This is a genomic window from Polaromonas sp. P1_G2 (assembly GCF_056405515.1).
On the sequence record NZ_JBFUBY010000041.1, the window covers coordinates 1 to 24,565 of the forward strand.

Sequence of the window (24,565 nt, forward strand, 5' to 3'; positions counted from 1 at the left end):
GGCTACCCCATGGCCGGCCACCTGGCGCTGGCCGGCCACAGCGTCACGGTCTACAACCGCAGCCCCGCCAAGGCCGCCGCCTGGGTCGCCGAATACGCCGCCACGACCAAGCCGGCGCACGCCGCCCTGCCGCGCCTGGCGGTGGCCGGCGCCGACATCGTGTTCTGTTGCGTCGGCAATGACGACGACCTGCGCGCCGTCACGCTGGGCGCGGACGGCGCCTTCGCCGGCATGAAGCCGGGCGCGATTTTTGTCGACCACACCACGGCATCGGCCGATGTGGCGCGCGAACTCTACGCGGCTGCCGCCAAGCTCGGCCTGCAGTTCATCGACGCCCCGGTGTCGGGCGGCCAGGCCGGCGCGCAGAACGGCGCGCTGACCGTGATGTGCGGCGGCGACGCCGCGGCCTTCGATACCGTGAAACCCGCCGGCATGGCGTTTTCCAAGGCCTTCACGCTGATGGGCGCCAGCGGCGCGGGCCAGCTCACCAAGATGGTCAACCAGATCTGCATCGCCGGCCTGGTGCAGGGCCTGAGCGAGGCGGTCGCCTTCGGCCAGAAGGCCGGGCTGGACGTGAACCAGGTGCTGGACGTGATCGGCAAGGGCGCGGCGCAAAGCTGGCAGCTCGACAACCGCGGCAAGACCATGGTCGCCGACAAGTTTGATTTCGGCTTCGCCGTCGACTGGATGCGCAAGGACCTGGGCCTGGTGCTGGACGAGGCCAAGCGCAACGGCGCCCGGCTCCCCGTCACGGCCCTCGTCGACCAGTTCTACGCCGACGTGCAGGCCATGGGTGGCCAGCGCTGGGATACCTCCAGCCTCATCAAGCGCCTTAAATAAGCGCGAATAGCGCGGACACAAAAAAGCGGCCGCACCGGTTTGTCCACGCGGCCCATCAGGTAGGTCGTGCCGCGCTCCGTGATCACCTTGAAGGCGTTGGAGGACAGGTCGCGCGCATCGACCAGCATGGCCTTGACGCGGCCGGTGACCAGGACGTCGGAAGAGCGCTGCGTCAGGGTCGCGTTGCCCATGATGGCCAGTTCGTTGACCACCGAGCTCACGTTTTCCACGCGCGCGACGATCTGCTCGACCAGCTGCTTGTCCTGGGCATTCGGCACTTCGCCCGTGAGCAGCACCTGCCGGTTATAGCTGGTCAGGTTGACGTGCACGCGCTCGCCGACGTTGCTGCGGATGCGGCTGGTGGCGCGCAATTCGATGCCCTCGTCCTCAAGCTGCGCGCCGGAGGTGCGGCGATCGGTCGCCACCAGCGCGCCGCCCGCGACGCCGCCCACGACCAGCGGGAAGCAAGCCGTCAGCGCGCCGCCCAGCAGGGTCGCCGTCATGATGGCCAAAGTCAGCCGTTTAAACCGGACAAATTTCATACAGAGGTCTCCTGGTCGCCTAGTAACTGGGTGTCCACGCCATCGCAGATGCAATGGAGGACGAGAAGGTGCACTTCCTGGATACGCGCGGTCCGCTCATGCGGAACGCAGACATGCACATCGGTTTCACGCAGCGCGTGGGTGATCTTGCCGCCGCCGCGGCCCGTCAGGGCCACCACGGTCATCTCGCGCTCGTGGGCGGCCTCGATGGCGGCCAGCACATTGGCCGAGTTGCCGCTGGTGCTGATGGCCAGCAGGACGTCGCCGGCGCCGCCGAGCGCGCGGACCTGCTTGGAAAAGATCACCGAAAAATCGTAGTCGTTGGCGATGGCCGTGAGGATGGAGCTGTCCGTCGTCAGGGCGATCGCGCCCAGCTCGGGCCTTTCGCGTTCGTAGCGGCCGACGAACTCGGCCGCGAAATGCTGGGCGTCGGCGGCCGATCCGCCATTGCCGCAGGCCAGCACCTTGCCGCCGCTGGTGACGCTGGCCAGAATGGCATGGACCGCCGCCGCGATCGGCTTGGACAGGACCTGGGCCGCCTGGTACTTGAGGTCGGCGCTGTCGATAAATTGTTGTTCTATGCGTTGTTCAAGCATGGGCCAATGATAGCGGGTCGGGGTTACCCTTCGCACCCAGGCCCGCCTGCCCGGCCTTCCGCGACAAACCGCGGCCGGCCACCTTTGCAATCTTTATAGAATCAGAGGCTTTGCGAACGGCCGGCACCCCCGGCCAACCCGCAAATGACATGGCTTGAATGACGGGGCTAAAACCGGAACTAGTTACCGGAACTATGCCCGCTTCCCTCTGAAAACTCCGCAAGCGACGGCCGCGCCGGGGAGGATTGGGCCATCATCGATACACACAGTTACTAAAAGAGCGAAGTCCACGCACCCCCATGAACAGTCCCGTCTTTGATCCCGAGGTCGCCAGGAACGCAGCCGCCGCCTTTATGCGCGCGACGGCCGCGAGATGGCCGTCCCCGAGCGTGGAGCTGCAGGACCGCGACACCTTCATGCTGATACGCGTGGACGTGCCGCCCTCGGACAGCCTCGACATCGACGTGTCGGTCCGGCAGTCCATCGCGCTCGCGCTCAATGAAGCCGTTCCCATGCATTTCACGCAGACCTTCGGCCACTGGATCGTCGCCTTCCTGCGCGACAACAAGATGTTTGAGACCGTGCACCCCAGCGAATTCCAGGCCCTGACGAAATAGCCGGCCGCGCGCCGGCAAACCCTCACTCACGAAGCATCAAACGCGGCCGGCAGCCACTCGATGGCGGCGGCCGTTTTGTCGCCCAGCGCACCGTTGACCAGCACCACGTCAAAACGGCAGGGCGGCGGGCTCGCGAAACGCATCAGGTAGTGGCGCGCCGCCAGCACGATGCGCTGCTGCTTGGCGACGCTGATGCTGGCCGCAGCGCCGCCGTGCAAGGCGTCCGCGCGCTGGCGCACTTCCACGAACACCAGCGTGCCGTCGGGCGCGCGCATCACCAGGTCGATCTCGCCGCCGCCGCGGCCGGGCGTGCGGTAGTTGGCCTCCACGAAGCGCAGGCCGGCCCGCACCAGGCAGGCGCGCGCGGCGGACTCCGCCGCGTCACCGCGCGACTTGGTGGTAACCTGCCCGGGCAAGGGACGCGCGTCGGCGACCGCGACCGCCGGCGGCACCTTGGAAACCTGTTTTCTGGAAAACCACATTGAACGCTTCTTTCGAACTGGCACTGGATGCGGCGCGCGCCGCGGCGGGCATGCAGCATTATCCGGAAAGTGCGCTGTATGTCGTGGCCACGCCCATCGGCAACCTGGCCGACATCAGCCTGCGCGCGCTGCAGGTGCTGCAGCTGGTCGACGCGATTGCCTGTGAAGACAAACGCCATTCCCAGCCCCTGCTACGCCAGTACGGCATCGACAAGCCGCTGCTCGCGGTGCACGAGCACAACGAGGCGCAGGCCGCCGGCCTGGTGATTGAGCGCCTGCAGCGCGGCGAGCGAGTGGCCTACGTCAGCGATGCCGGCACGCCAGCCGTGAGCGATCCCGGCGCGCGACTGGTCGCCGCGGTGCGCGCGGCCGGCCTGGCCGTCATGCCCCTGCCCGGCGCCAGCAGCGTCACCACGGTGCTCAGCGTCGCCGGCCTCGGCAGCCCGGGCGGTGAAACCGGATTTGTTTTTGCCGGCTTCCTGCCGAGCAAGGCCGGCGAGCGCGACCAGGCGATTGCCGCGCTGCAAACCGACGCGCGGGCCATCGTGATCCTCGAGGCGCCGCACCGCATCGAGGCGCTGGCGCGGGCCATGGCCGTGCTGGGAGAGCGCCTCGTCACCGTGGGGCGCGAGCTGACCAAGCAGTTCGAGGAAATCGCGACGGTGCCGGCACAGGATTTCGCGGCCTGGCTGGCCGCCGGGCCGCAGCGCACGCGCGGCGAATTCGCCCTAGTGCTGCACCCCTCTTCCACGCCCGAAAGCGCCGAGGACGGCACGCGGGTGCTGCAACTGCTGCTGGCCGAATTGCCGCTGAAGACCGCCGTAAAGCTGGCCGCCGACATCACCGGCGTGGGCCGCAACGAACTCTACGAAACCGCCCTCAAACTCAAAAACGCATGAACCCCAACGCCGACCAGCTTTGGCGCGCACCGCGCTGGACACTCGCCGCCCTGCTGGCCATCCTCGGCATGCTGGGGCCGTTTTCCATCGACACCTACATCCCGGCGTTTTCCGGCATCGCGCAGTCGCTGGGCGCCTCGCCGGTGGAAATGCAGCAAACGCTGTCGGCCTACCTGTTCGGTTTTGCCTTCATGAACCTGTTCCACGGCGCGCTGGCCGACAGCTTCGGCCGCCGGCCGGTGGTGCTCTGGGGCATCGCGCTGTTCACGCTGGCCTCGGCCGGTTGCGCGCTGTCGCAAAGCATAGGCCAGCTGGTCTTCTTCCGCGCCGTGCAGGGTTTGTCGACGGGCGCCGGCATCGTGGTTTCACGCGCCGTGATCCGCGACATGTACCCGCCGGCCCAGGCCCAGCAGGTCATGAGCCAGGTCACGATTTATTTCGGCGTGGCGCCGGCGCTGGCGCCCATCGTGGGCGGCTGGTTGTTTGTGCACCTGGGCTGGCACAGCATCTTCTGGTTCCTCACGGGCGTGGGCGTAGTGCTCTGGACGACCAACTTCCGCTTCCTGCCTGAAACGCTGCCGCCGCTGGATCGCCAGCCTTTCGAAGTCCGGCATTTGATGCGCGGTTACTGGCAGCTGGGCTCCAGCCCGCGCTTTCTGTTGCTGGCGCTGGCCAGCGGTGTGCCCTTCAACGGCATGTTTTTGTACGTGCTGTCGGCGCCAGCCTTCCTCGGCGAGCACCTGTCGCTGCAGCCCACGGAGTTCTTCTGGTTCTTCATCCTGACCATCTCCGGCATCATGTCCGGCGCCTGGCTCAGCGGCCGTCTGGCCGGCAAGATCGCGCCCAAACAGCAGATACGCCACGGTTTTGTCATCATGCTGGTGACCTCGGTGCTCAACCTCGCGGCCAATCTGGTCTTCACGCCGCATGCCTCGTGGGCGCTGTTCCCGATCGCGGTGTTCGCCTTCGGCTGGGCGCTGATGGTGCCGGTGGTCACCCTGCTGGTGCTGGACCTTTACCCCGAGCGGCGCGGCATGGCGTCGTCGCTGCAGGCCTTCATCGGCTCGACCGCCAACGGCATCGTGGCCGGTATCGTGGCGCCGCTGGTGATGCATTCCACGCCCGCGCTGGCCGCGGTGTCGCTGGCCATGATGTGCATAGGCCTCGTCGCCTGGATGTATCTGCACCACCGCTGGCCGGAGATCGGCCGCGCTGTATCGCGCGACTAAGCACCGCGCCAAGGGACGCCGGGTCAGCGGTCGTTCACCCGGACCGGGAACTCCATGCCCTGGCCGACACGCTGGACCACGTTGCCGGCATCCAGGTAGACAAAGAAGAACATGTCCTGGACGCCATCGCGCCAGCGGTAGGTCATGATGTCGCCCGACCAGGAAATCACACCGTCCACCTTCGCGGGACGCCCGAACTCGCGCTCCACATCCGCGCGCGTCCATTTGCCGACTTCTATCCTGGAGAAGTCCTGGATGTTCAGGACCTGCCTGCTGCTGACCACTTTGCTCGCGGCATCGAGGTCGACMATGATGGCCCACTGGCCCGCAGGCTGGGCGGAGTATTGCAGGCGTGTGCCCGAGGCCAGCGGCACCGTGCGCGTCGGCGTGCCGTAGCTCGCGAGGACCTGCTCGCGCGACATGCCGGGCTGCACACTGGTGGCACAGCCCGCGGCCAGCAGCGCGGCAAGCACCGCGCCGGAAACAGTTTTAACGATATTCATGGGGAAACTCCTGGATTCATCCATAAGGCCGTCAAAGTCAGACACCGCCTATGCGGGATTGTTCCCGGCACGCAGGCCGGAGGCTTAGCCGTTCAGCTGCGCCCAGCCGGGCGTACCCGGGCGGCCTGAGTAACGGCTCGCGGCGTCGTAGCGTTCCCACGCCAGGCGCGCGGCGCGCCCGCCGTAGACCTCCTGCTGCAGCCATTCGCATTCGGCCTGCAGCGCGGCGTCACCGCCCAGCCGCGTGTGCCAGACCTTGGCGGTGCTGTCCCAGCGGTAGCCGCGGTTTTTGAGAGCGTCTTTGGCCGCGAAAGACGCGCCGGTGGCTTGCAGGCGGTAGCTCGGCAGGCGGGACGCGACCAGAAGGTGCGCCAGCCCGTTGACGCCCAGGCCCGGCAGCCCGGCCATCAGGACCTTGAGCAGGGCGTGGCAGTCCATCTCCGCGCGGTGCGCATCGTAAAACCAGCCCAGTTCGGAGGCCAGGTAGCTGAGCTTGGCCGAGCTGTGGCCCGCCGCCGTCCAGTCAATGTCGGCGAATGAGCAGGCCCAGTTCAAGGCCTGGGCCTGGGGCACCAGGCCTTCCACAAAGGGGCGGTCAAAACCGGCGTTGTGCGCGATGACCAGGTCCACGCCCTCCAGCAGGCTGGCGACGCGCGCCATGTCCAGTTGCTGGCCCGCCAGCATCTCGTCGGTGATGCCGGTGATCTCGCGCGCGATTTTCGGCACCGGCATGCCCGGATCGCGCAGCCCGTCGTAGACCTGCACCGGCCCGCTCGCGAGGCCGGTCTGGGTGTCGACCTGGATGCGCAGCAGCGCCAGTTCCATGATCTGGTCGCGCGAGGCGTCCAGCCCGGTGGTTTCGGTGTCGAGGATCACGACATGGGCCACGGGCCCCAGCGGCGTGCCGGGAAATTCCATGGCTGGCACCAGGCGCCTGAGCACGCGGTAGTCGGCGTGCTGTTCCAGCGCCAGGGCCATGGCCTCGGGGTTGCTGTTGGTCGTGGCGGATGGCGCAGCGGGAACCGGCGCCACGGGCTTGGGTGCCTTGGGCTTGCGCAGCTTGGCGGCGGCGGCCTCGGCGGCCATCGCCAGCATGCCCTCGTCAAAACCGAAACCCAGCTGGCCGCTCGTCGTCATGCGCGCACAGAGGCGTGAAGCCTCTCAGGGTGGATACCGTCTTGCATGCTTGCTCCTGGGTTTGCTTGAAATAAAGCACGCTATCTTCGCAGATAGCCAACCCAGGCAGAAGCGACTCATTCCCCCAGCACAAATCCTTCGCGCCGCGGATCGGCGCCGCCGACCAGGCCCTGGGGTGTCACCACAATGCCCTGCAGGCCGCTGGTGAACTCGATGGCCTGCACCTCATGGCCCAGCGCCTTCAAAGGGCCGGACAGCTTCTCGAGCTCGCTGCCCAGTTCGACCTCGGTGGCACGGTTGCGGCTGCCCATATTGGGCAGTGAAATCGCCTGCTGCACGTCCAGGCCCCAGTCCAGCACGCCCACCAGCGTCTTGGCCACGTAGTTGATGATGGCGCTGCCGCCGGGCGAGCCCACCGTCATCTTGAGCTTGCCGTCGGCGTCGAACACCAGCGTGGGCGACATGGTGCTGCGTGGGCGTTTGCCGCCTTCGATGCGGTTGGCCACCGGCAGGCCGTTTTCCTCGGGCGCGAGCGCGAAGTCCGTCATCTGGTTGWTCAGCAAAAAGCCGCGCACCATGATGTGGCTGCCGAACACCGCTTCAATCGTCGTCGTCATAGACACCGCGTTGCCGGCCGGATCGATCACCGAGATGTGGCTGGTCGCCGGGATTTCCGATTCCTCATCGGGCGCCCAGGCCATCTTGACGCCGGCCGGCACGCCCGGCGCGGCGCGCTTCATGCTCACGTCGGGGCGTATCAGCGCGCTGCGGCTCTTGAGGTATTCGGGCGAAACCAGCGCCGTCGCCGGCACGTTCACAAAATCAGGGTCGCCCACGTAGTAGTCGCGGTCGGCATAGGCCAGGCGGCCGGCTTCCGAAAACAGATGCACGGCCTCGGTGGAATTCGGCCGCACGCCGGACATCGGGAAGCGCTCCAGCGCGCCCAGCATGGCCAGCACCGCGATGCCGCCCGACGACGGCGGCGGCATGCCGCAGACCTTGTAGGCGCGGTAGGCGCCGCACAGCACTGTGCGTTCCCGCGCCTGGTAGCCGGCGATGTCCTGCAGCGTCATGCCGCCGGGCTGGGCCTGGCCGTTCACGGCGGCCGAGATGTCACGCGCGATCTCGCCTTTGTAAAAAGCATCCGGGCCTTCCTGGGCGACGCGCCTGAGCACCGCCGCGAAGTCCGGGTTCTTCAGCGTGGCGCCCACGGCCAGCGGCTCGCCGGCCGTGTCGTAAAAATAGGCGCGCGCATTCGCGTTGGCGCGCAAGGTCTTGTCGAGCTTGATCACGGTGTGCAGGCGCTCCGACACCGCAAAGCCGCTTTCGGCCAGGCGTATGGTGGGCTCGAACAGTTTTGCCCAGGGCAGCTTGCCGTGCTTCTGGTGCGCGATTTCCATCACGCGCAGCAGGCCGGGCACGCCGACGGACTTGCCGGAATTGATGGCCTCCCTGAGCGGCAGGGGCTTGCCCTTGGCGTCGAGGAAGCGGTCGCCCTTGGCCGAGGCCGGCGCTTTTTCGCGGCCGTCATAGGCGTTGAGCGCCTTCTGGCCCGCGTCGTAACTCACGATGAAGGCGCCGCCGCCTATGCCCGAGGATTGCGGTTCGGTCAGGTTCAGCATGACGGCGGCGGCGATGGCCGCATCCACCGCGCTGCCGCCGGCCTTGAGCATTTCCTGCCCCGCGCGTGTCGCATGCGGGTTGGCCGTGGCGATCATGAATTTTTTGGCGGTGACGGCCTTCTTTTCGGTGTAACCCGAGGAAGGCTCGGGCGCGACGTCCTGGGCCGGCACCGGCAGCAGCTGCGCGTGCACCGCCGCCTGCGACATGAAAAAAACAAAACCCAGCTGCGCCAAAGCGCGGGTTCTTGTGTGTAAACGCATCTTTTTTTCCTTATGAGTTTTCTGGGATGAAGGCGCCCGCTCAGTGAGCCGGCAGATGTCTGGCAAAAAAATCGCGGATCCTCGCGTGGGCGGCGACGCGCGCGGCGGGGTTGCCGCCCACATGCACGGGCTTGCCGCCGCGCACCACGTCTTCGCGCAGCTTGACGGGGCTCAGCTCGTCAAAGCCGTGGTAGGCCTCGGGGTAGATTTCGATGTCGACGGGCTGCCCGCGCTCCTTGCTGCGTTCAGCCAGCTTCTGGCAATAGCGGGCCGGCGTCCAGTCGTCGAGTTCACCCGCCAGGATGAGCAGCGGCGCATACGCCACATAGTCCGGCCTGGCCGCCAGCGTCGAGGCACAGCCGGGGTACATCGCGACAGCCGCGGCAAAGCCGGGCGCGCCCTGCTGCCTGACCGGCAGCTCGGCATTCATCACCTGCACGGCGGCGGTGCCGCCATGCGAGAAGCCGATGGCGCCTATCCTGCCCGTCACCACGTCAGCACGCGTGTTGAGGTACTCGATCGCGCCGTAGGCGTCCAGCCAGCGCTGCTCTTCCTGGATGGAACGGGCCTTGGGCGTGACCGTGCAGATCTGCCTTTCACCACGCGGGTTAAAACTGTCCACCAGCAAGACGCCGTAGCCCATGCCGTTGAGCAGTTTGGCGGTGTCGCGAAAACGCTGGGTGATGAGCCCGTTCTTGCCCAGGGCGCCGGCGCAGCCGTGGAACATGACCAGCGCGACAAAGCGGCCCTGGTCCGCCGGCTTGTAGAAATAGCCGTCCAGCACCAGCCGTTCCGTGYCCTGCCAGCGGTCCAGGCTGGGGAACTGCACTTTTTCCTGCGCCAGGCAAGGCCAGGCCAGCGCGGCCAACCCGGCAAGCCACCATGCCTTAGCGCGCATCAAAGCCCTCCACCTTCAGCAAATTGGGTTCTTCAGCGCGCAGAGCCTGCGTGCTCTCATTGGGCTCATGGTCGGCGGCCGACCCGGGAGCTTCGTCATGGGTGGAGGCGACGATGGCGGCCTGCTGGCGCACCGCATCGCTGGAGCGCGCCGGCAGCACCACCGGCGCGGGGAAGGACGGCGGCCGCAGGTCAATCGCGCCCGAGAGTGCATTGCCCACGCGCACCGAAGAAAAGCCGGCGACCTGGCCGATTTCCGTGCCGTCCCAGTTGAGCTGCCCGGTCGCGCCGTCGCCCATGCCGATAGTGGTGCCCGGCGTCAGCTGCTCGAGGGTGAGCACACCGCCGGCACTCGCAACGCGCACGGAACCGGTGCCGGTGGAAGTCGGCGAGCTGTCGTAGCTGTCGGTCTTGAAAGTAATGTTGCCGGCGCCGCGCGCTTCAATCGTCGCCACGTCGGTGCTGGGCCGGATGGCGATGCCGGTGCCCGAACCCGCCGCGATACCGGACAACGTGATGTTGCCGGCCTGCGTGAGCCAGCTGTTTTTGCCGCTGGCCATGTTGATGCCGTCGCCGCCGCCCGTCGCCGTGCCGGTGGCCGACAGATCGCCGCCCGCGGTACGGACCGTGTTGGTGCCGCCCGCTGCCAGCGAGATGCCGTTGCCCGAGCCCACGGCCTTGCCGGCCAGCACGAGCTGCCCGCTACCGGTGGATTCAATCAGGTTGGTGCCCGAACCCAGCGCCAGCGCGCTGCTGGTGCCGGCCGATTGCGCATTAACGGTCAGCGCGCCGTCCACCGTGCGCAGGGTGTTGTTGCCGCTGGTGCCCATGCCCAGCCCCGAACCGGCGCCGGTCGCGGCCGATTGCGCGTTGACGCTGAGGCTGCCCTGGCCGCCGGCCTGCACCAGGTTGTTGCCGGTGGCCATGGACACGCCGACACCGCGCGCGCTGTTGCCGCTCAGGCTGATGTTCCCGCCCTGCGACAGCACCGAATTGTTCAGCGAGCCGAAGGTGATGCCGTCACCGCCGTTGCCGCTGGTGCCCGACATCGCCAGGTTGCCTCCGGCGGTCTTGACCTGGTTGGTGCCACCGGCCAGCGAGATGCCATTGCCCGAGCCCGTGGCCGTACCGGCCAGCGCCACCTGCCCGGTCCCGGTCGCTTCGAGCGTGTTGCTGCCCGAGCCCAGCGCCAGCGCGCTGCTGCTACCGGCCGACGAGGCGTTGACCGCCAGCAGGCCGTCAACTGTGCGGACGGTGTTGGTGCCGCCGCTGCCCATGGTCAGGCCCGAGCCGGAGCCGGCGTTGCTGGACTGCACGTTGAGCGTGACGTTGCCGCTGCCGGCCGCCTCGACCAGGTTGTTGCCCGAGCCCATCAGCAAGGCGCTGCCGCCGGTATTGCCGGCCGTGAGGGTGATGCCGCCCGCGCCCGAGGTAAGGATTTTGCTGCCGCCGGTCAGCGCGATGCCTTGCGTGGCGCCCGCGCCTGTGCCCGACACCGAGATGTTGCCGCCGCCGGAACTCAGCGTCGCGAGGTTCATCGCGACCGGGCGATTCGCCGTGAGCGTGATGTTGCCCGCGCCCGTGGCCTCAACCYTGGCCTGGGCCGCACCGTCGCCCAGCACGATGGCGCTGCCTGTGCCCGTGGCCGTGCCGTTGATGGCGAYGCTGCCGCCCGCCGTGCGCATCAGGTTGGTGCCGGTGATCATGGACACGGCATTGCCCGACCCGCTGGAGCTGCCGGTCAGCGACAGGCTGCCGCTGCCCGTGGCCTGCAGGGTGTTGGTGCCCGAGCCTATGGCCAGCGCGCTGCTGGAGCCTGTCGATTTGGCGTTGATGCTCAACACGCCGCTCGCGACGCGAATCGTGTTGGTGCCACTGGAGCCCATGGTCATGCCCAGCGCGTTGCCGGTGGACTCGGCGCTGATCGTGATGTTGCCGGCGCCCGTCGACTGGATGATGTTGGTGCCGCTGTTCATGCCGAAGGCCGTGGCGTCGGCATTGCGGGCATTGATGGTGATGTTGCCGCTGGTGCTCTGGATGGTGTTGGCGCTGGTGCCCATGGAGAAAGCCTGGCCCGTCGCACCCTTGGCGTTGATCAGGATGTTGCCGGCGCCGCTGCTCAGCAGGCTGCCGCCGCCCACCATGCGAAAGCCTAGGGTGGTCACGCCGCCGCCCGTGGCGTAGCCCGTGGTGGGATCCGGGCCGCCGCCTACGGTGATGTTGCCGCCGTTGCTCACGATCTGCGCGCCCGAGCCCATGGACACCGATCCGACGGCAGAGCCGCCCGCGGAGGCCGAGTTCAGCACCACGTTGAGTTTGGCCGTGCCGGAGGTGATGTTGGCATTGACGTTGACGTCGCGGTTGGCCAACAGGGTCAGGGTGCGGTCGGTGGCACCGTTGTAGGCGATGGCGTTGCTCACCGTGATGTCGCCCAGCGACGTGCCGGCGCTGGCCGTGCTCACGGTCACGTTGGCCGTTCCCAGCTGGTTGACCAGCGTGGTGGTGTTGAGGATGGACGAGGCGCCCGAACCGGTAAAGGTGTTGCTGCCGTTCCAGGTGGCAGTGTTGCCGCCTGTCGAGATCGTGATGTTGGTCGGGTCCAGCAGCAAGGAGCCCGCGCCGCCATGGGCCGCCGTGAGGTCGGCCGTGCCCGCGTAGTCCAGGAAATTGACGCCCGACACTTCGGCATTGCCGCCCTGGCCGCTCGCCGCGCCGCCTTTGGCGCTGATGCTGCCGTAGTAGCGTGTGCTTTCGTCGGACCAGGCCACAACCTTGCCACCGTTGCCGGTGTTCACGGCGTCGGCCTTGATCTGCGCGTCGGCATCGATAAAGGTCGCGCGGGCGCGCTGCTCGCTGCCGGAGCCCTGCCAGTTGCCGCCCAGCAGCGCGGTGCCGCCGCCGGCGTCGCCCGAGGCATCGACCCGCGCGCCGGCAAACAGGCCGACCTTGTCGCCCAGCACCTTGACGGTGCCGCCGGTCTGGCCGGCGCCGTAGCCCGAGGCGTCAAGTGTGCCGCTGACGGCCACCACGCCGTTGTCGCCGCCTTCGAGGCGTATCACGCCGTTGCGGTTGCTGAGGCTTCTGGCCTGCACCGTGCCGCTGTTGTTGAGCACGGTGGCCAGCGGGTCGCCGCCCGAGCGGGCAGCCAGCACCACCAGCCCGCCGTCGGCCTGGATGGTGCCGCTGTTGGACGCCAGCGCCGCCAGCGCGGCGCCGTCCACCTGCAGGTTCAGCAGGCCGTCACCGTGCATGTCCAGCGTGACGGCATGGCCAGCGCCCATGGCCACGGTGCCGCGCTGCGCGCTGATCGTCCCCTCATTGGCGACCTGGGGGCCTATCAAGGCGATGTAGCCGCCCTCGCTCGCCGTGAGCGTGCCCTGGTTGAGCACCTGGCCGGCGGCGCCGGCGCCCTGGGTGAAGCGCATGTTGCCCGYGGCGAAGTCGGCGTTCGAAATGTCCAGCGTGCTGGCCACCAGCCCGCCGACGTTGATGCTGGAGCCCGGCGCGAACAGCACGCCCGCGGCGTTGACCAGGAACACCTGGCCGTTGGCATTGAGCTGGCCGTAGATGCGCGAAGGATCATTCGACATCACGCGGTTCAGCGCGATGGAGGAGCGCGAAGGCTGCACGAAATTCACCTTGGCCGCCGAGCCGATGTTGAAGCTGTCCCACTGCGCCGTCAACTTGTCGCTGAGCTGGTTGACCGTCAACACGTTGCCCGAGGCGGCGATGCTGCCCGCACCGCCGACCACCTGGCCGTTGGTGGGCAAGGCATTGCCCGGCAGCGCGTCGGCGAAAACCCGCCCCGCCTGCAGCGCCAGCACGGCCAGCATGACGGCGTTCAGCAGGGGACGGAATGAGCGGGAGGAACGGCGGTGAAGGGGATGCATGCGTGACTCTCTTTCTCAGAACCTGTACTTGAAACCGAGGCCGTAGCCGGTCACGTCGGCGCCTACGCCGGGCGTGTTGCCGGCCGAGGCGAACACGGCGCCGGTGCGGAAGTTGTAGCTCGCGGAGCCATCGTTGCGGATGCGCGAGTAGGTGCCGTAAACGCTGAGGTTTTTGCTGACGGTGCGGTTGAAGCCCAGCGCCACCAGGGTTGCCCCCAGGCCCGTGGTCGAACAGGCACGTAGCGCGGGGTCGTTGGACACCACGCTGCAGGTGCCGGGCGACGCGCGGCCGGCGCTGGCGCGCAATTCCCACGGGCCTATGGTGTGCGTCACACCGACCAGCCCGGCGCGGCGGCGATAGCCTTGCAGGTCCAGCACCGTGTTGCCGGGGATGACGTCCGACTCGGAATACGAGAGCTTGTCGAGCAGCAGGGAGAAGGTCGTCGAGCCCATGGTGTAGCTGGCGCCGAAACTGGCGGCCCAGTCGCGTGACGAGCTGCCCTGCGTCACCGCCGTGGCCGACGAGCCGACGCCGCGGTTGTTGCGGCCCAGGCTGGCGATACCGAAGTACTGGTTGTGCTGCTCGTAGGCGATGCCCAGTTTGAACGGGCCGTTCACATAAGAGCCGCTGAAACCCCAGGCCGAGCCCGCGCCCAGGTCGGGCGCAGGGCGGCGCCCGTTGTTCGAATAGGCGATGCGCGCCGACAGGCCCTTCCATTCCGGCGTGGCGTATTGCCACACGCCCGGCTGCCGGCGTATGAAGGCCGCGTCGTCGTTGTTCGCGTCGCCCACCTCGGTGACCGGCCCGGCCACGCTGGACGAGCCCACGCCCAGGCCCGGCGAGCCGATGATGCCGCCCGCGCCGCCTATGCCGTAATCATTGAAGGGATCAAACTTCGCAGTCATGTCGCGAAAGGGCATGGTCCACTGGCCGTAGCGCACGGCGCCCCAGTCGGCGCTGCGCAGGCCCACRCCCGCATCCTGCAGCGTGGTCGCCGCGTTGGATTCGGGGCGCTCGGAGCTGGGGCCGGACTTGGGCACGTATTTGTAGGCCACGCCGGCCTCCACCTGCCAGAAGGCCTCCAGCCCGCCGCCCAGGCCCAGCGCGCCGCGCACCCCGATCGAAGACGAAGGGTCGCTGATGCGCAGGTAGGAAGGCAGCTGCCTGCCCGTGGGCGTGGCCGACTGCGTGGCGCCGCGCGGGCCGGCTTGCGTCGCGCCGTCGCGGGCGACCTGCTCGAACTCGAGGCCGAAGCCGCCGAAGATTTCAAACTTGTCCGCACTCAGTTCCGGATCGTCCGACAGAGAGGAACCCAGCCCGGCGAAGGCTTGCGGCGCGCCGCTGACCTGCAGCCACAAGGTCGGGCTGTGCGAGGCTTCGACGGTGCTCGGTGCGCTGGAAGGCTTGAAGGCCACACCGACGCTGACGGACAGCGCCCTGGGCCGCGTGAAGACCAGGCCGAGGCCCGCGCCCTGCAAGCTCCTGTGGTTGCTCACCTGCGCAGGGTCCCAGGGATTTTTGTCGATGCGCACGCGGCCCGCGTCGTAAAAGAGAAAACCTTCCACGCCGAAACCACCCATGCGGCCCAGGCCGTGGCGCAGCTCCAGCCGGGACAGCCAGCCCTCATCGCCCGCGCCCTCGCCTTGCGGATAGGCGCGCACGCCGTTGGGGCCGCCCAGGAAAAACTCTTCCGACGAGTCAAGGTTCTTCGAAGCCTGCTGGCCCGACAGCGACGCATGCAGCGTGAAGCCGCCCGGCAGTGCCTGCAGGCGCGAAAGCGCCCAGTTGAGCTTGTTGAACTTGCCGGCCGTCTGGGCCGCGCGCGCGTCGAAGGCCGCGTCCGACATGGTGTCGCGGCTCAGGCGGCCGCGCGTCAGGCCCAGGGAATGACTCGTCAGCGCGGGGTTGCCGGTCACGCCGTCGCGCCAGTCGCCGTAGAGGTCCAGCCTGGCCAGGGTCGACGACTTCTTGACGTCCAGGCCGGCCTGGTTGACGCGGTCTATGTAGTTCTTCTGCTCCAGCGCCAGCTGCCCCGTGAAGTTGGCCTGCCTGCCGCGCATGAAAGGGTAGGCCACAAAAGCGCTGAGGCTTTCGCCCTCGCCGCTGGCATCCAGCGGCGCGAAGTCACGACCAATTTTATAGAGCAGGTTGGTGTAAGCCAGGCCCGCGCGCAGGCCGGAGCCGCCCAGGGGCGCGGACACCCCCAGCGTCTGAGCCGTCAGGCCCTCGAAGCTCGTGATGCCTTTTGCGCTCCAGGCCTCGCCCAGCCCCAGCCAGTCGTTGGCCGACAGCTCCACCGTGAGCCGGTTGCGGCCGGTGTAGCTGTTGCCCTGGTTGTCGAAACCGAAGCGCGCCTGCGCCAGTGGGCTTTCACTGACGCGCACCACCAGGTCGGCCGTGCCGGGCTGGGCGCCCGCGCGCAGCACCGAACGCACGGTGATGCCGGGGAGGTCCGACAGCAGCAGCAGCGCGCGCTCGATCTCGTCCTCACGGATCACCGCGCCGGGAACCAGGCCGCCTATGAAGCGGCGCGCGACCTCTTTGTCCAGGCGCACGTTTTTGGCGGGCTCCACGCTCACCGTGCCCAGCCGGCCCTCCTGAATGTCCAGCCTGACCGTGCCGCCCGCAATGTCCTGCGCGGGCAGGTTGGCGCGTGCCACTAGGAAGCCGCGCGAGCGGTAAAAGCGGGTGATGCGAGCGGCGGCCTCGGCCAGCGCCTCGAAACCGATCTCGCGGCCGGTGAAACCCTGCAGCTCCGCGGCCAGGGCCTGCGCGTCGATGGAGTCGTTGCCGCTGAACTCGAAGCGTGTCACCACAACACGCGCGCCGGTGTCGGTGGACACCGCGCGACTTTCTTCCGCGGGCTTTTCAATCACAGCCGGCGCATCCGCCGGCGCCGGGCTGCTGACACCCGGCGCGCGTTCTCGGATGGACTCCAGCATGCGGCCGGCATCGGGCGCCTGCGCGAAGGCGCCATAACCGGAAAGCGCCAGCAAGCCGCCGATGACACTGGGTTTGAAAGGCCGGCTTCTGGATCTGTTCACGTTGGTTGCTTGCATCTGTAGTTTTTGAAAGGCTCTCCACCGGTCCCGTGCCGCGCATGAAAGCTGGTTTCCCCCGCCGGATATTTGACTTGTATTTATCTGTAAGGGCCAGTTCGAAATACCCGCCCATATCCATAACCTGAGGTTATTTATCTACGCGGAAAATATGTATCCACGTGCGCAAAGCGGGGGAAGCGTGGCGTCACGGTATGGCTCCTTCCCCCGCTGGGGGAAGGCTGGGATGGGGGTCCGCGGCGTCTGATGTTGCGCCGTGTATGTGTGCGGGCTGCCGGCCCTCACCCTAACCCTCTCCCAGAGGGAGAGGGAACAAGATGGGAGGACTTTGTGAGCGGCGCTCTGAAGCCCGTTAACGCGCGAGGAATTTTCCGAAGAAGTCTTGCGCGCGCTGCTTGCTGTCCTCGGCCGCCAGCTTGTTGGCCTGCACGGATTCGCGCTTGCGTGTGGGCGTGTCGTAGGAGTGCTCGACACCTGGATACAGCACAAACTGCCAGTCGCTGCCGTTGCGCTCGGCGATTCCGGAAAGCTGCGCGCAGCGTTCCGGGTTGACCTCCTCGTCGTCCGTGCCGATCAGCAGCAGCATGGGCGCATAGCTGCGGTAGCTGCTGGTGAACCTGCGCATGACCTGGGCGCAAGCCGGGTACATGCTCAAAAAGGCCCGAAAGCCGGTGGCCTCGGTCGGCGCCTCGATGCCGGGCGCCGTAGTGGAGGCCGCGGACAGCGCCGTGCTGCCGCCGTTGGACCAGCCCTGCAGGAACACCTTGTCCTTGATCACGCCGGGCTGGCCGCGCAAAAATTTCAGTGCCGCGTAGGCGTCCAGCGGCCGCACCGTGATCTCGTTGACGCTGGCCGGCCGGCTACCGTCGTTGGTGCCGGCTTCAAAACCGCGCGCATAGCCACGGGGTCCGAAGGAGTCCACCAGCAGCGCGACATAGCCGCGCTCGACCCAGAACTTCACCCACATCACATGGCGCGAGGACAGCGAGTCGGCGTCAAAGGTCTGCTTGAGCGTCGAGTACAAACCGCCGCGCCCGTGCAGCATCACCACCGCTGGGTGCGGGCCCGGCGTATCGGGTGCGTACTGGTAGGCCACCAGCGTCGTCTTGCCGTCCTCACTGGGGAAGTTCACGGTTTTCGCTTGTTGCGCCCACGCTGCCTGGCCTGTCGCCAGCAAGGCGAATACCAAAGCGCAAAGTTTGAAACCGGCACGGGAAATAAACCGGAGGGCGGGCATGTTCATGAAGGCTCTTTCAGGCAAGCGGCAACGCRAAGGCGGAGTGCGCGGCCATCATGGCAAACGAAGCCCCGCGGCGTCAAGGCTTGCGGCCGCGCGYCGGCCGCCGTGCGCGACGGCTCACCAGAGAGAGCCATAACTTCAGGTTATCGGGCTCGCAGAAATGTGATGAGGGCGGGTCCGCAGGCCAACTTAGGATGAACTCATCCTCGGCCTTATCCGGCCGGGCCCTCTTTTCCGAAAGCACTTTTCATGATCCACACCTATAGCGATGAAGACGTCGCCCGCGCCATCAGCTGGCGCGAAGTCCTGCAGGACCTGCCCGCCGCCTTCGAATCCCTGCGCAGCGGCGACGCGGCCATCCAGGCGCGCCAGCGCATCGACTGCGGCAGCTGGAAGCTCAGCGGCATGGGCGCGCTGTGGGAAAGCCGCGGCGTCGCCGCGTACAAGACCTACACCAGCCTCAACGGCCAGTTTGACTTCCTGGTCAACCTCTTCGACCTGGCCCGGCAGGACCACCACGTGATGCCGGCGGCCGAGATCACGCGCGCCCGGACGGCCGCCATGACGGCCTGGGTGGCGCGGAAGACCACCCGCCTGGGCGCGAGAAAAATGGCACTCTTCGGCCTGGGCATCCAGGGCCGCACACACCTGGAGGCCCTGCAGGAAACCATCGGCTTTTCCGAGATCGCCGTCGTCGACACGGTCGACGTCTCACGCGCCTGCGAAGCGCTTGCCGCGCGCTACGGCATTGCGGTGCGCCAGGTATCGCCGCAGGAGGCAGTGGCCGGCGCGGACCTCGTCGTCACCGTCACGCGCTCCAAGCAGCCGCTGTTCGACGGCGCCTGGCTGCAACGCGGCGCGGCGATCTGCGCGGTGGGCACCAGCCTGCCCAACGGCACCGAGATCGACCAGGTCAGCCGGGCGCGCAGCGACCGCGTCATCGTCGAGTGGAAGCCGCAAAGCATGGTGGAGGCCGGCGAGATCGTGATGGGTTTGGCCGACAAAAGCCTGGATACCTCGCAGATCAGTGACCTGCCGGAGCTGCTGGGCAGCGAAGCGCCCTGGCGCCGTTCACCGGAGGAAATCATTTTGTTCAAAGCGGTCGGCGTGGGCCTGAGCGACCTGGTCGCCGCGCGGCGTGTCGTTGAAAGTTTGCGCGGGAAAATCGCCTCGAAAGACACCGTGACCGCCAGCCAGTACTGAGGCTCGCCAGCCGGTCTCTTACGCTCTAGGTTGCCAGGTTGCGTCCTGGACCTTCTTCAATTCATCGCTCACGCACTGCGTGAGCGCACGCATGATGTCGGTGACGGCCGCCGCCTTGAGGTACATCGCGCAGACCGGAAACTCGGCGCGCGGCTCCAGCGGCAGGACCTTGAGCTTGTCGGAAAAGAAGTTGGCGCTGGCCGAATCCACGATGGCCACGCCCTGGTCCAGCTCGGCCAGCCGCACCGCCATCTGGTAGGTGCGCACCGCGGTTTTGCCCTGCTGCCAGCTGAAGCGGTTGGCATAACGCGAATAGATGCGGCCCAGCGGGTCCTTGCCCGAGAGCTCTATCAGTTCCATGGTGGCCAGCGCCTCGGCCGAAATCGATTTGTTGCGCGCGTATTTGCCGAGCCGCGCGGGCAGACTGGCCGCCACCAGTTGCAGGTGGCCTATCTCCACGCAGTCCAGCGAAGGGTGCAGCGGCGGGTCGAAGGCGATGGCCAGGTCCACCTCGTGCATGAGCAGTTTTTGCATCATGTCCTCGGTGTGGCCGGTGTTGAGCTCGCTGCGCATTTTCGGAAACAGTTTTCGGGCGGCCAGCACCGCGGACGGCAACACGCTGTTGGCCAGCGAGGCCACGGCCGCCACGCGCACCGCCTTGTCGGCGCCCAGCTTGAGGTTGCGCGCCAGTTCGCGCACCGCGTCCAGGCCGCCCGTAGCCTGCTCCACGACAGGGGCCAGGGCGTGCGTCTCCTTGGTCGCCACCAGCCGCTTGCCTTCGCGGTTGAAAAGCGCGAAACCGACGGTCGCCTCGGCGTGCTGCAAGGCCTTGGTCACGGCGGGTTGCGACACATGCAACAGGCGCGCCGCGCCGCTGATGGTGCCGGTGCGCAGGATGGCCTGCAGGACTTCAATGTGGCGGGTTCTCATAGAAACAAGCGTTGTGGTTGGCGGCGTCCACGTTGGAAGGCAAAGGCCTGAAGCCGGGCAAGCCCGTCAAGGCATTTTGCATTGAAATCCGCTAGGGGCCGAGGTATTTGACACCCCGCACGCTCTCGCGCGCCCTCAGGCTTTGTGTTGCCGCGCCAGGCTCTTGGCCAGGTCCATGAAATTCTTTTCGGCCGGCGAGTTGCCGTCGTCCCGGCTCACCAGCGTGATAGGCGCCACCAGTGCGGGCCTGGCATTGCGGATGCGGCAGTACACCACGCTCTCACGGTGGAAATCCTTCATGGATGCGGGAACGACCGAGACACCCGCGCCCGCCGCGACCAGGCTGATGTTGGTCAGCATGCGCTCCACCTCCGAGGCAATCCTGAGCGTGAAGCCCGCGTTCTCGCAAGCCTCGATCAGGTTCGAGTACATGCCCGGCGCGCCATGCCTGCGCACCAGGATGAACTGCTCATCGGCCAGGGACTTCAAGTCGATGGCCGGCATCTTGCCCTTGGCGGCGCCCGCCGCCAGCGCATGCCCCACCGGCAGGACCAGCAGCATCTCTTCTTCGAGCAGGGACACAAAGCTCACGCCGCGCGGATGGCTGACGGGCGTGCGCAGCATCGCGACATTGACCTTGCCCCTGTCTATGCCCTCGGTCAGCTCGGCCGCATTGGCTTCCCTGAGGTCCAGGTGCACATCGGGATAGGCGCTGCGGTAAGCCCGGATGATGCCGGGAATCAAGGGATGGGCCGCGGCCGAGCTGGTAAAGCCTATGGCCAGCGTGCCTTCAAAGCCCTGCGCGGCGCGCGCGGCGCGTGCCGCGCCCGCTCAGGGGCGGCTGTTGCATGTTCAGCCGCTCGGCGGCGCGCGTGAAATGCTGTTCCTCGGCAACCATCAGGAAGTAGCGCAGGTGTCTCAGTTCCATGAGGTCGGCCTATCTTTAAAGAACCTGTCCCAGGTATCGAAAGTCGTGTCTCCAGAGTTTATGCATATACCCACGGCGCCGGGTGACACCTTGGCGTCTTTGCACGCGCCGTCCATCCTCGAAAACCCACCGTATGGCGCGGCGCCTGGGCCGCGGCGGCAGGATCGCCCGTAGACTGGGCCATCGATGACCAGAACCAGAAGAACGCTTCGCCATCCCATTGCGCAGATGGCCCTCGCTTTTGCCGCCGGCATGCTGCTGGGGCACTTTTTCCCGTCAGCCGGCACGCAGATGAAGCCCTTTAGCGACGGCTTTCTGCGCCTGGTCGGCATGCTGATCGGCTTGCTGATTTTTTGCCTGGTGGTGTCCGGCATCGCCGGCATGCGAAACCGGCTGCAGGCCACGCAGGTGGGTGTCAAGGCCATCGTCTACTACGAGACCATGACCGTGATCTCGCTGGCGACAGGCATCCTGGGCGCCACGCTGCTGGCGCCCGGCAAGGGTTTCGCACCGATTTTTTCCGATCCCGCGACGGCCGCTGCCGCGACGGCCGCCGCGGACAGCAAGACCGGATTTTTGCTCGACATCATTCCTTCGACATTTACCGGCGCCTTCACCAGCGGCAACAGCCTGCAGATCCTGCTGCTGGCACTGCTCTCGGGCATCGCGCTGGGGCGCGTGGGCGAACGCGGCCGCGGGCTGCTGGAACTCATAGAGTCGGTGCAGCAGGTGCTGCAAGGCATGGTCGGCATGGTCCTGAAGCTGGCGCCGCTGGCGGCCTTCGGCGCCATGGCCTTCATGATAGGCCGCTACGGCATCTCCTCCATGCTGCCGCTGCTGCATTTTGTCGCGGCGATCTACCTCGTCAGCATCCTGTTCGTCTGCCTCGTGCTGGGCWCGGTCGCGCGCGCCGCCGGCTGCAACATCTTCCGCCTGATCGCCTATGTGAAGGACGAGCTGCTGCTGGTCTTCTTCACCAGTTCATCGATTGCCGCCTTGCCGGGCTTGGTCGGGAAACTGGAAAAAATGGGCTGCGCAAAACCGGTGGTGCGCCTGATGCTGCCGACCGGCTACAGCTTCAACCTGAACGGCAGCAACATCTACATCGCCATGGCGGCGGTCTTCCTCGCGCAGATATCGCACGTCGAGCTGGGATTCTGGCCGCTGCTGTCCTTGCTGGGCATCGCGATGCTGACGTCCAAGAGCGCCACCAGCATCGCCGGTTCCGCTTTCGTGGCCCTGACCGCGACGCTGGCCAGCCTGAACTTCATTCCGGTGGCCGGCATTGTCCTGCTGCTAGGCATAGAGCGGCTGATGAAGTGCCGCTCGCTCACCAATGTGATCGGCAATTGCGTGGGCTGCATCGCCGTGTGCGCCTGGGAAAAAGCGCTGGACCGCCAGGCCATGCATCAGGCCCTGACGGGCAAGGCTGCCTCCTCGCCCATCGCCGACCAGATCTGATACAGGCGATCGCCGAGGCAGTCGGCGCGGCCTTCGAACAAGGTGTTCWGGCATTCAGGCCGCTCAAGCCGCCGGTAGAGCTCAGCCCGTTCCGCGTAGCCGTCGGCCATGCGGATGGCGGCCGCGATGTAATCCTCCACGCTGGCGGCAATGCTCCAGTCCGGCAAGCCCAGGCGCCGGAACAGGGCTTCGTCGATGTGTTCGAACACCTCGGGCCCGGTCTTGCACACACCGGGCAGGCCGACCGTCACCGCGTCGGTGATGCCGTTGGTGTTGCCGAAAGGAAAAGGGCTCAGGAACATGTCGCAGCGGCTGAAGATAGCCAGGTAATCCGGATAAGGCTGGTGCGCGTAAATCTCGGCGTCCGGCAGGTAGCGGCGTATCAACCTGCGGACCTGCGGATAGATCAGCCCGGTCGCCTGCCCGATCAGGAAATGAAAGCGGACCTGCTTGCGCGCGCCCGCGCGTATCTTCTGGCAGGCCAGCAAGAACTTCGGGTTGAGCTTCATGGTGGTCGCAGCCACGGCGATGTTGACCACCGGCAAATCCTGCCGCTGCGGCCGCCCCAGCGAGACTTCGATGGCGGAYGGGCGGTAGGGCTGCCCGTCTTTCGGCAGGCGCAGCAGGGTTTCGCTGAAGCAGGCGGGATCACCGACAAAATCGTCTTCCACGCTGATGTAGTCGATGCGGTCGGAATGCGTAGTGGCGGGATGGCCCAGCGCGGCCACCTGCAGGGGCGCCAGGCGCTGGTTGGCCGCGAACATGGTGATGGGAAACATGCCGACGCTGGGCATGTAAAACACGGCGGGCCTGAGGGCGCCGGCCAGCGCGTGCAGCTGGCGCAGGCAGGCGATCATGTCGTTGGGCGCGGCGAAATCAATCACCTCGTCAAACACCGCCCGGCCCAGTTCGTCGATGTTGCCGGGGTAGGCAATGGCCACCAGGCGGAAATGCCGGCGCGCGGCCGCCAGGCTCCTCGAGTGCGTGCGGTAAATCGAATGCCCGCCCGAGAACCACTCGAGCAGCACCAGCATGATGGGCTTGTCCACACTCTGCATGGCGAGCGCGGGCGCAACGCGCTCCAGGCCCAGCGCTTCGAGCTTCTTGCGGACCAGGCGGTTGATGGGCCGCTTGATCTCGTGGCGCGCCGGCAGGTCGGCGTAGCTGCAGTGCATGTAAACGTCGTGCAGGATGCCCACCGGCAGGATGTCCAGGCTTTCGATTTCCTCGAGGTGGGCGGGCAGCCAGGCCAGCAGCGCCTCGCGCTTGGAATGCGCGGCGGGCGAACCGAGGAAGCGCGGCGACAGCAGGGCCGTGAACAGCGCGGCGGCCAGATTTTTGTTCTGCCGCCACAGCAATTCCACGTCCAGCGGGATTTCCGATTCGGGCGAATACAGGATGCAGAACTTCACGAGGTCCCGCTCGCTCACGTGAAACTCCGGCGAAGCGGAGCCCAGGAAGTTGAGCGACCTCAGGATGTGGTCGCAATGCACAAAGGCACTGGCGGCGAACAGCGCCGACAGCCAGCGCTGGAAGTTGATGAGCTGGCCGAAGCCACCGGGGGAGACGTGAAAGCTCGGGTCGGAAAACAGGGCCGAGATGGCGCTGGTGAGGCGGGTCAGGCCGTGCGCGTCGCGCTCCTGCGCGCCTATGGCCGCCGACAGGCTGAGCGCGAAATTTCCGTCGAGGTTGCCGTAATTCCTGTCGATGAGCAGCAGCAGCTTGACCAGTTCGCGTGCGGCCGGCTCCTGCTGCCGCGAGTAGCACAGGTATTCAAAATTCTCGAGCGAAAAGATGTCGTCGGTCATGGTGCGCCCCTGTCGCGGAAATCCGGCGGGCTGCCCGGCAGCGCCAGTATCGCCGCTGCCGCCCATCCCGACTACCGCGCCCTTCCCGCTCACTGGCCCAGCCTGGAAAAAGTGCGGTCCAGGGTGTCCTGGGCGCGCGCGAGTTTGTCCTGCTGCGCCTTGAGCCAGGCCGTGTCCTGGTCCAGCCGCTTCTTCTCGGCCGCCAGCATCCTCACGGTCTCCGCGCGCTGCGGGCCGCCCAGGCCTTTGCTGGAGGCCAGCATGTTCTGCGCGGTCAGCGAGGTGCGGAAGCGCTCCTGCGCCAGCGGAAATTCCGCCCGCGGAAAATCAAAGGCCTTCACCGCTTCGGCATACAGCTGCTTGACGACGTCGAAGGGGATCTCGGCCGGTTTGAGCTTGTTGGCGCGCCCGTAGTTGACC

18 protein-coding genes and 2 pseudogenes are annotated in these 24,565 nt (G+C 66.9%); 6 read left to right on the forward strand and 14 right to left on the reverse strand.

Features of this window, described 5'->3' with window-relative positions:
* The coding region (locus AC1D0P_RS06525) for an NAD(P)-dependent oxidoreductase (protein WP_477675973.1) at nt 1-840 on the forward strand (840 nt) is incomplete at its 5' end.
* On the opposite strand, the gene AC1D0P_RS06530 is transcribed toward AC1D0P_RS06525, so the two are convergent.
* The gene (locus AC1D0P_RS06530) at nt 771-1,382 is read right to left on the reverse strand and encodes a BON domain-containing protein (RefSeq protein WP_477675974.1); all 612 of its coding nucleotides are present in this window, start codon (nt 1,380-1,382) and stop codon (nt 771-773) included. The two genes, AC1D0P_RS06525 and AC1D0P_RS06530, sit on opposite strands and share 70 nt — an antisense overlap.
* Nucleotides 1,379-1,978 (reverse strand): phosphoheptose isomerase, encoded by a 600-nt coding sequence (locus AC1D0P_RS06535; RefSeq protein ID WP_477655725.1) that lies wholly within the window; start codon nt 1,976-1,978, stop codon nt 1,379-1,381. The genes AC1D0P_RS06530 and AC1D0P_RS06535 overlap by 4 nt, the downstream gene beginning before the upstream one ends.
* A gap of 299 nt (nt 1,979-2,277) precedes the next feature.
* On the opposite strand from AC1D0P_RS06535, the gene AC1D0P_RS06540 reads away from it, so the two are divergent.
* Nucleotides 2,278-2,595 carry a hypothetical protein gene (locus AC1D0P_RS06540; protein WP_477675975.1) on the forward strand — a complete coding sequence of 106 codons (318 nt, stop codon included), beginning with the start codon at nt 2,278-2,280 and terminating at the stop codon, nt 2,593-2,595.
* Between the two features lie 26 nt (nt 2,596-2,621).
* On the opposite strand, the gene AC1D0P_RS06545 is transcribed toward AC1D0P_RS06540, so the two are convergent.
* Complete coding sequence (locus AC1D0P_RS06545) at nt 2,622-3,077, reverse strand: YraN family protein (protein WP_477675976.1); 456 nt, start codon at nt 3,075-3,077, stop codon at nt 2,622-2,624.
* A 50-nt stretch (nt 3,078-3,127) separates the two neighbouring features.
* On the opposite strand from AC1D0P_RS06545, the gene rsmI reads away from it, so the two are divergent.
* The gene (gene rsmI / locus AC1D0P_RS06550; RefSeq protein WP_477675988.1) at nt 3,128-3,976 is read left to right on the forward strand and encodes a 16S rRNA (cytidine(1402)-2'-O)-methyltransferase; all 849 of its coding nucleotides are present in this window, start codon (nt 3,128-3,130) and stop codon (nt 3,974-3,976) included.
* Entirely contained in the window at nt 3,973-5,205 is a 1,233-nt protein-coding gene (locus AC1D0P_RS06555; protein ID WP_477675977.1) for a multidrug effflux MFS transporter, read from the forward strand. The genes rsmI and AC1D0P_RS06555 overlap by 4 nt, the downstream gene beginning before the upstream one ends.
* A 23-nt stretch (nt 5,206-5,228) precedes the next feature.
* On the opposite strand, the gene AC1D0P_RS06560 is transcribed toward AC1D0P_RS06555, so the two are convergent.
* The 7 genes from AC1D0P_RS06560 to AC1D0P_RS06590 form a co-directional block, all read right to left on the reverse strand.
* Complete coding sequence (locus AC1D0P_RS06560; RefSeq protein WP_477675978.1) at nt 5,229-5,708, reverse strand: hypothetical protein; 480 nt, start codon at nt 5,706-5,708, stop codon at nt 5,229-5,231.
* A gap of 84 nt (nt 5,709-5,792) precedes the next feature.
* A complete protein-coding gene (locus AC1D0P_RS06565; protein WP_477675979.1) occupies nt 5,793-6,845 on the reverse strand; it encodes a 3'-5' exonuclease in 1,053 nt (350 codons plus the stop codon).
* Nucleotides 6,846-6,961: 116 nt separating this feature from the next.
* Nucleotides 6,962-8,728, reverse strand: a complete 1,767-nt coding sequence (gene ggt, locus AC1D0P_RS06570; RefSeq protein ID WP_477675980.1) for a gamma-glutamyltransferase — start codon at nt 8,726-8,728, stop codon at nt 6,962-6,964.
* Nucleotides 8,729-8,768: 40 nt separating this feature from the next.
* A complete protein-coding gene (locus AC1D0P_RS06575; protein ID WP_477675981.1) occupies nt 8,769-9,626 on the reverse strand; it encodes a dienelactone hydrolase family protein in 858 nt (285 codons plus the stop codon).
* Nucleotides 9,616-13,515, reverse strand: coding sequence for a beta strand repeat-containing protein (locus AC1D0P_RS06580; protein WP_477675982.1), 3,900 nt, complete (start codon nt 13,513-13,515; stop codon nt 9,616-9,618). The genes AC1D0P_RS06575 and AC1D0P_RS06580 overlap by 11 nt, the downstream gene beginning before the upstream one ends.
* 15 nt (nt 13,516-13,530) lie before the next feature.
* Complete coding sequence (locus AC1D0P_RS06585; protein WP_477675983.1) at nt 13,531-16,560, reverse strand: porin; 3,030 nt, start codon at nt 16,558-16,560, stop codon at nt 13,531-13,533.
* A 367-nt stretch (nt 16,561-16,927) separates the two neighbouring features.
* Nucleotides 16,928-17,707: a dienelactone hydrolase family protein gene (locus AC1D0P_RS06590; RefSeq protein ID WP_477675984.1), complete on the reverse strand. Its 780-nt coding sequence runs from the start codon at nt 17,705-17,707 to the stop codon at nt 16,928-16,930.
* A gap of 357 nt (nt 17,708-18,064) precedes the next feature.
* Between AC1D0P_RS06590 and AC1D0P_RS06595 the strand changes: the two genes are divergently transcribed.
* Nucleotides 18,065-19,018, forward strand: a complete 954-nt coding sequence (locus AC1D0P_RS06595; RefSeq protein ID WP_477675985.1) for an ornithine cyclodeaminase family protein — start codon at nt 18,065-18,067, stop codon at nt 19,016-19,018.
* An 18-nt stretch (nt 19,019-19,036) separates the two neighbouring features.
* Here the strand turns inward: AC1D0P_RS06595 and AC1D0P_RS06600 are convergent, their stop codons facing one another.
* On the reverse strand, nt 19,037-19,948 hold the full coding sequence (locus AC1D0P_RS06600) for a LysR family transcriptional regulator (RefSeq protein ID WP_477655737.1): 912 nt from the start codon (nt 19,946-19,948) through the stop codon (nt 19,037-19,039).
* Nucleotides 19,949-20,083: 135 nt separating this feature from the next.
* Nucleotides 20,084-20,876: pseudogene (locus AC1D0P_RS06605) on the reverse strand (LysR substrate-binding domain-containing protein).
* Between the two features lie 228 nt (nt 20,877-21,104).
* Between AC1D0P_RS06605 and AC1D0P_RS06610 the strand changes: the two are divergent.
* Nucleotides 21,105-22,337, forward strand: a complete 1,233-nt coding sequence (locus tag AC1D0P_RS06610) for a cation:dicarboxylate symporter family transporter (protein ID WP_477675986.1) — start codon at nt 21,105-21,107, stop codon at nt 22,335-22,337.
* Here the strand turns inward: AC1D0P_RS06610 and AC1D0P_RS06615 are convergent.
* Both AC1D0P_RS06615 and AC1D0P_RS06620 read right to left on the reverse strand, forming a co-directional pair.
* Nucleotides 22,286-24,145, reverse strand: coding sequence for a peptide transporter (locus AC1D0P_RS06615; protein WP_477675987.1), 1,860 nt, complete (start codon nt 24,143-24,145; stop codon nt 22,286-22,288). The genes AC1D0P_RS06610 and AC1D0P_RS06615 overlap by 52 nt on opposite strands.
* 89 nt (nt 24,146-24,234) lie before the next feature.
* Nucleotides 24,235-24,565 (reverse strand): annotated as a pseudogene (locus AC1D0P_RS06620) (argininosuccinate lyase); the annotation flags it as partial.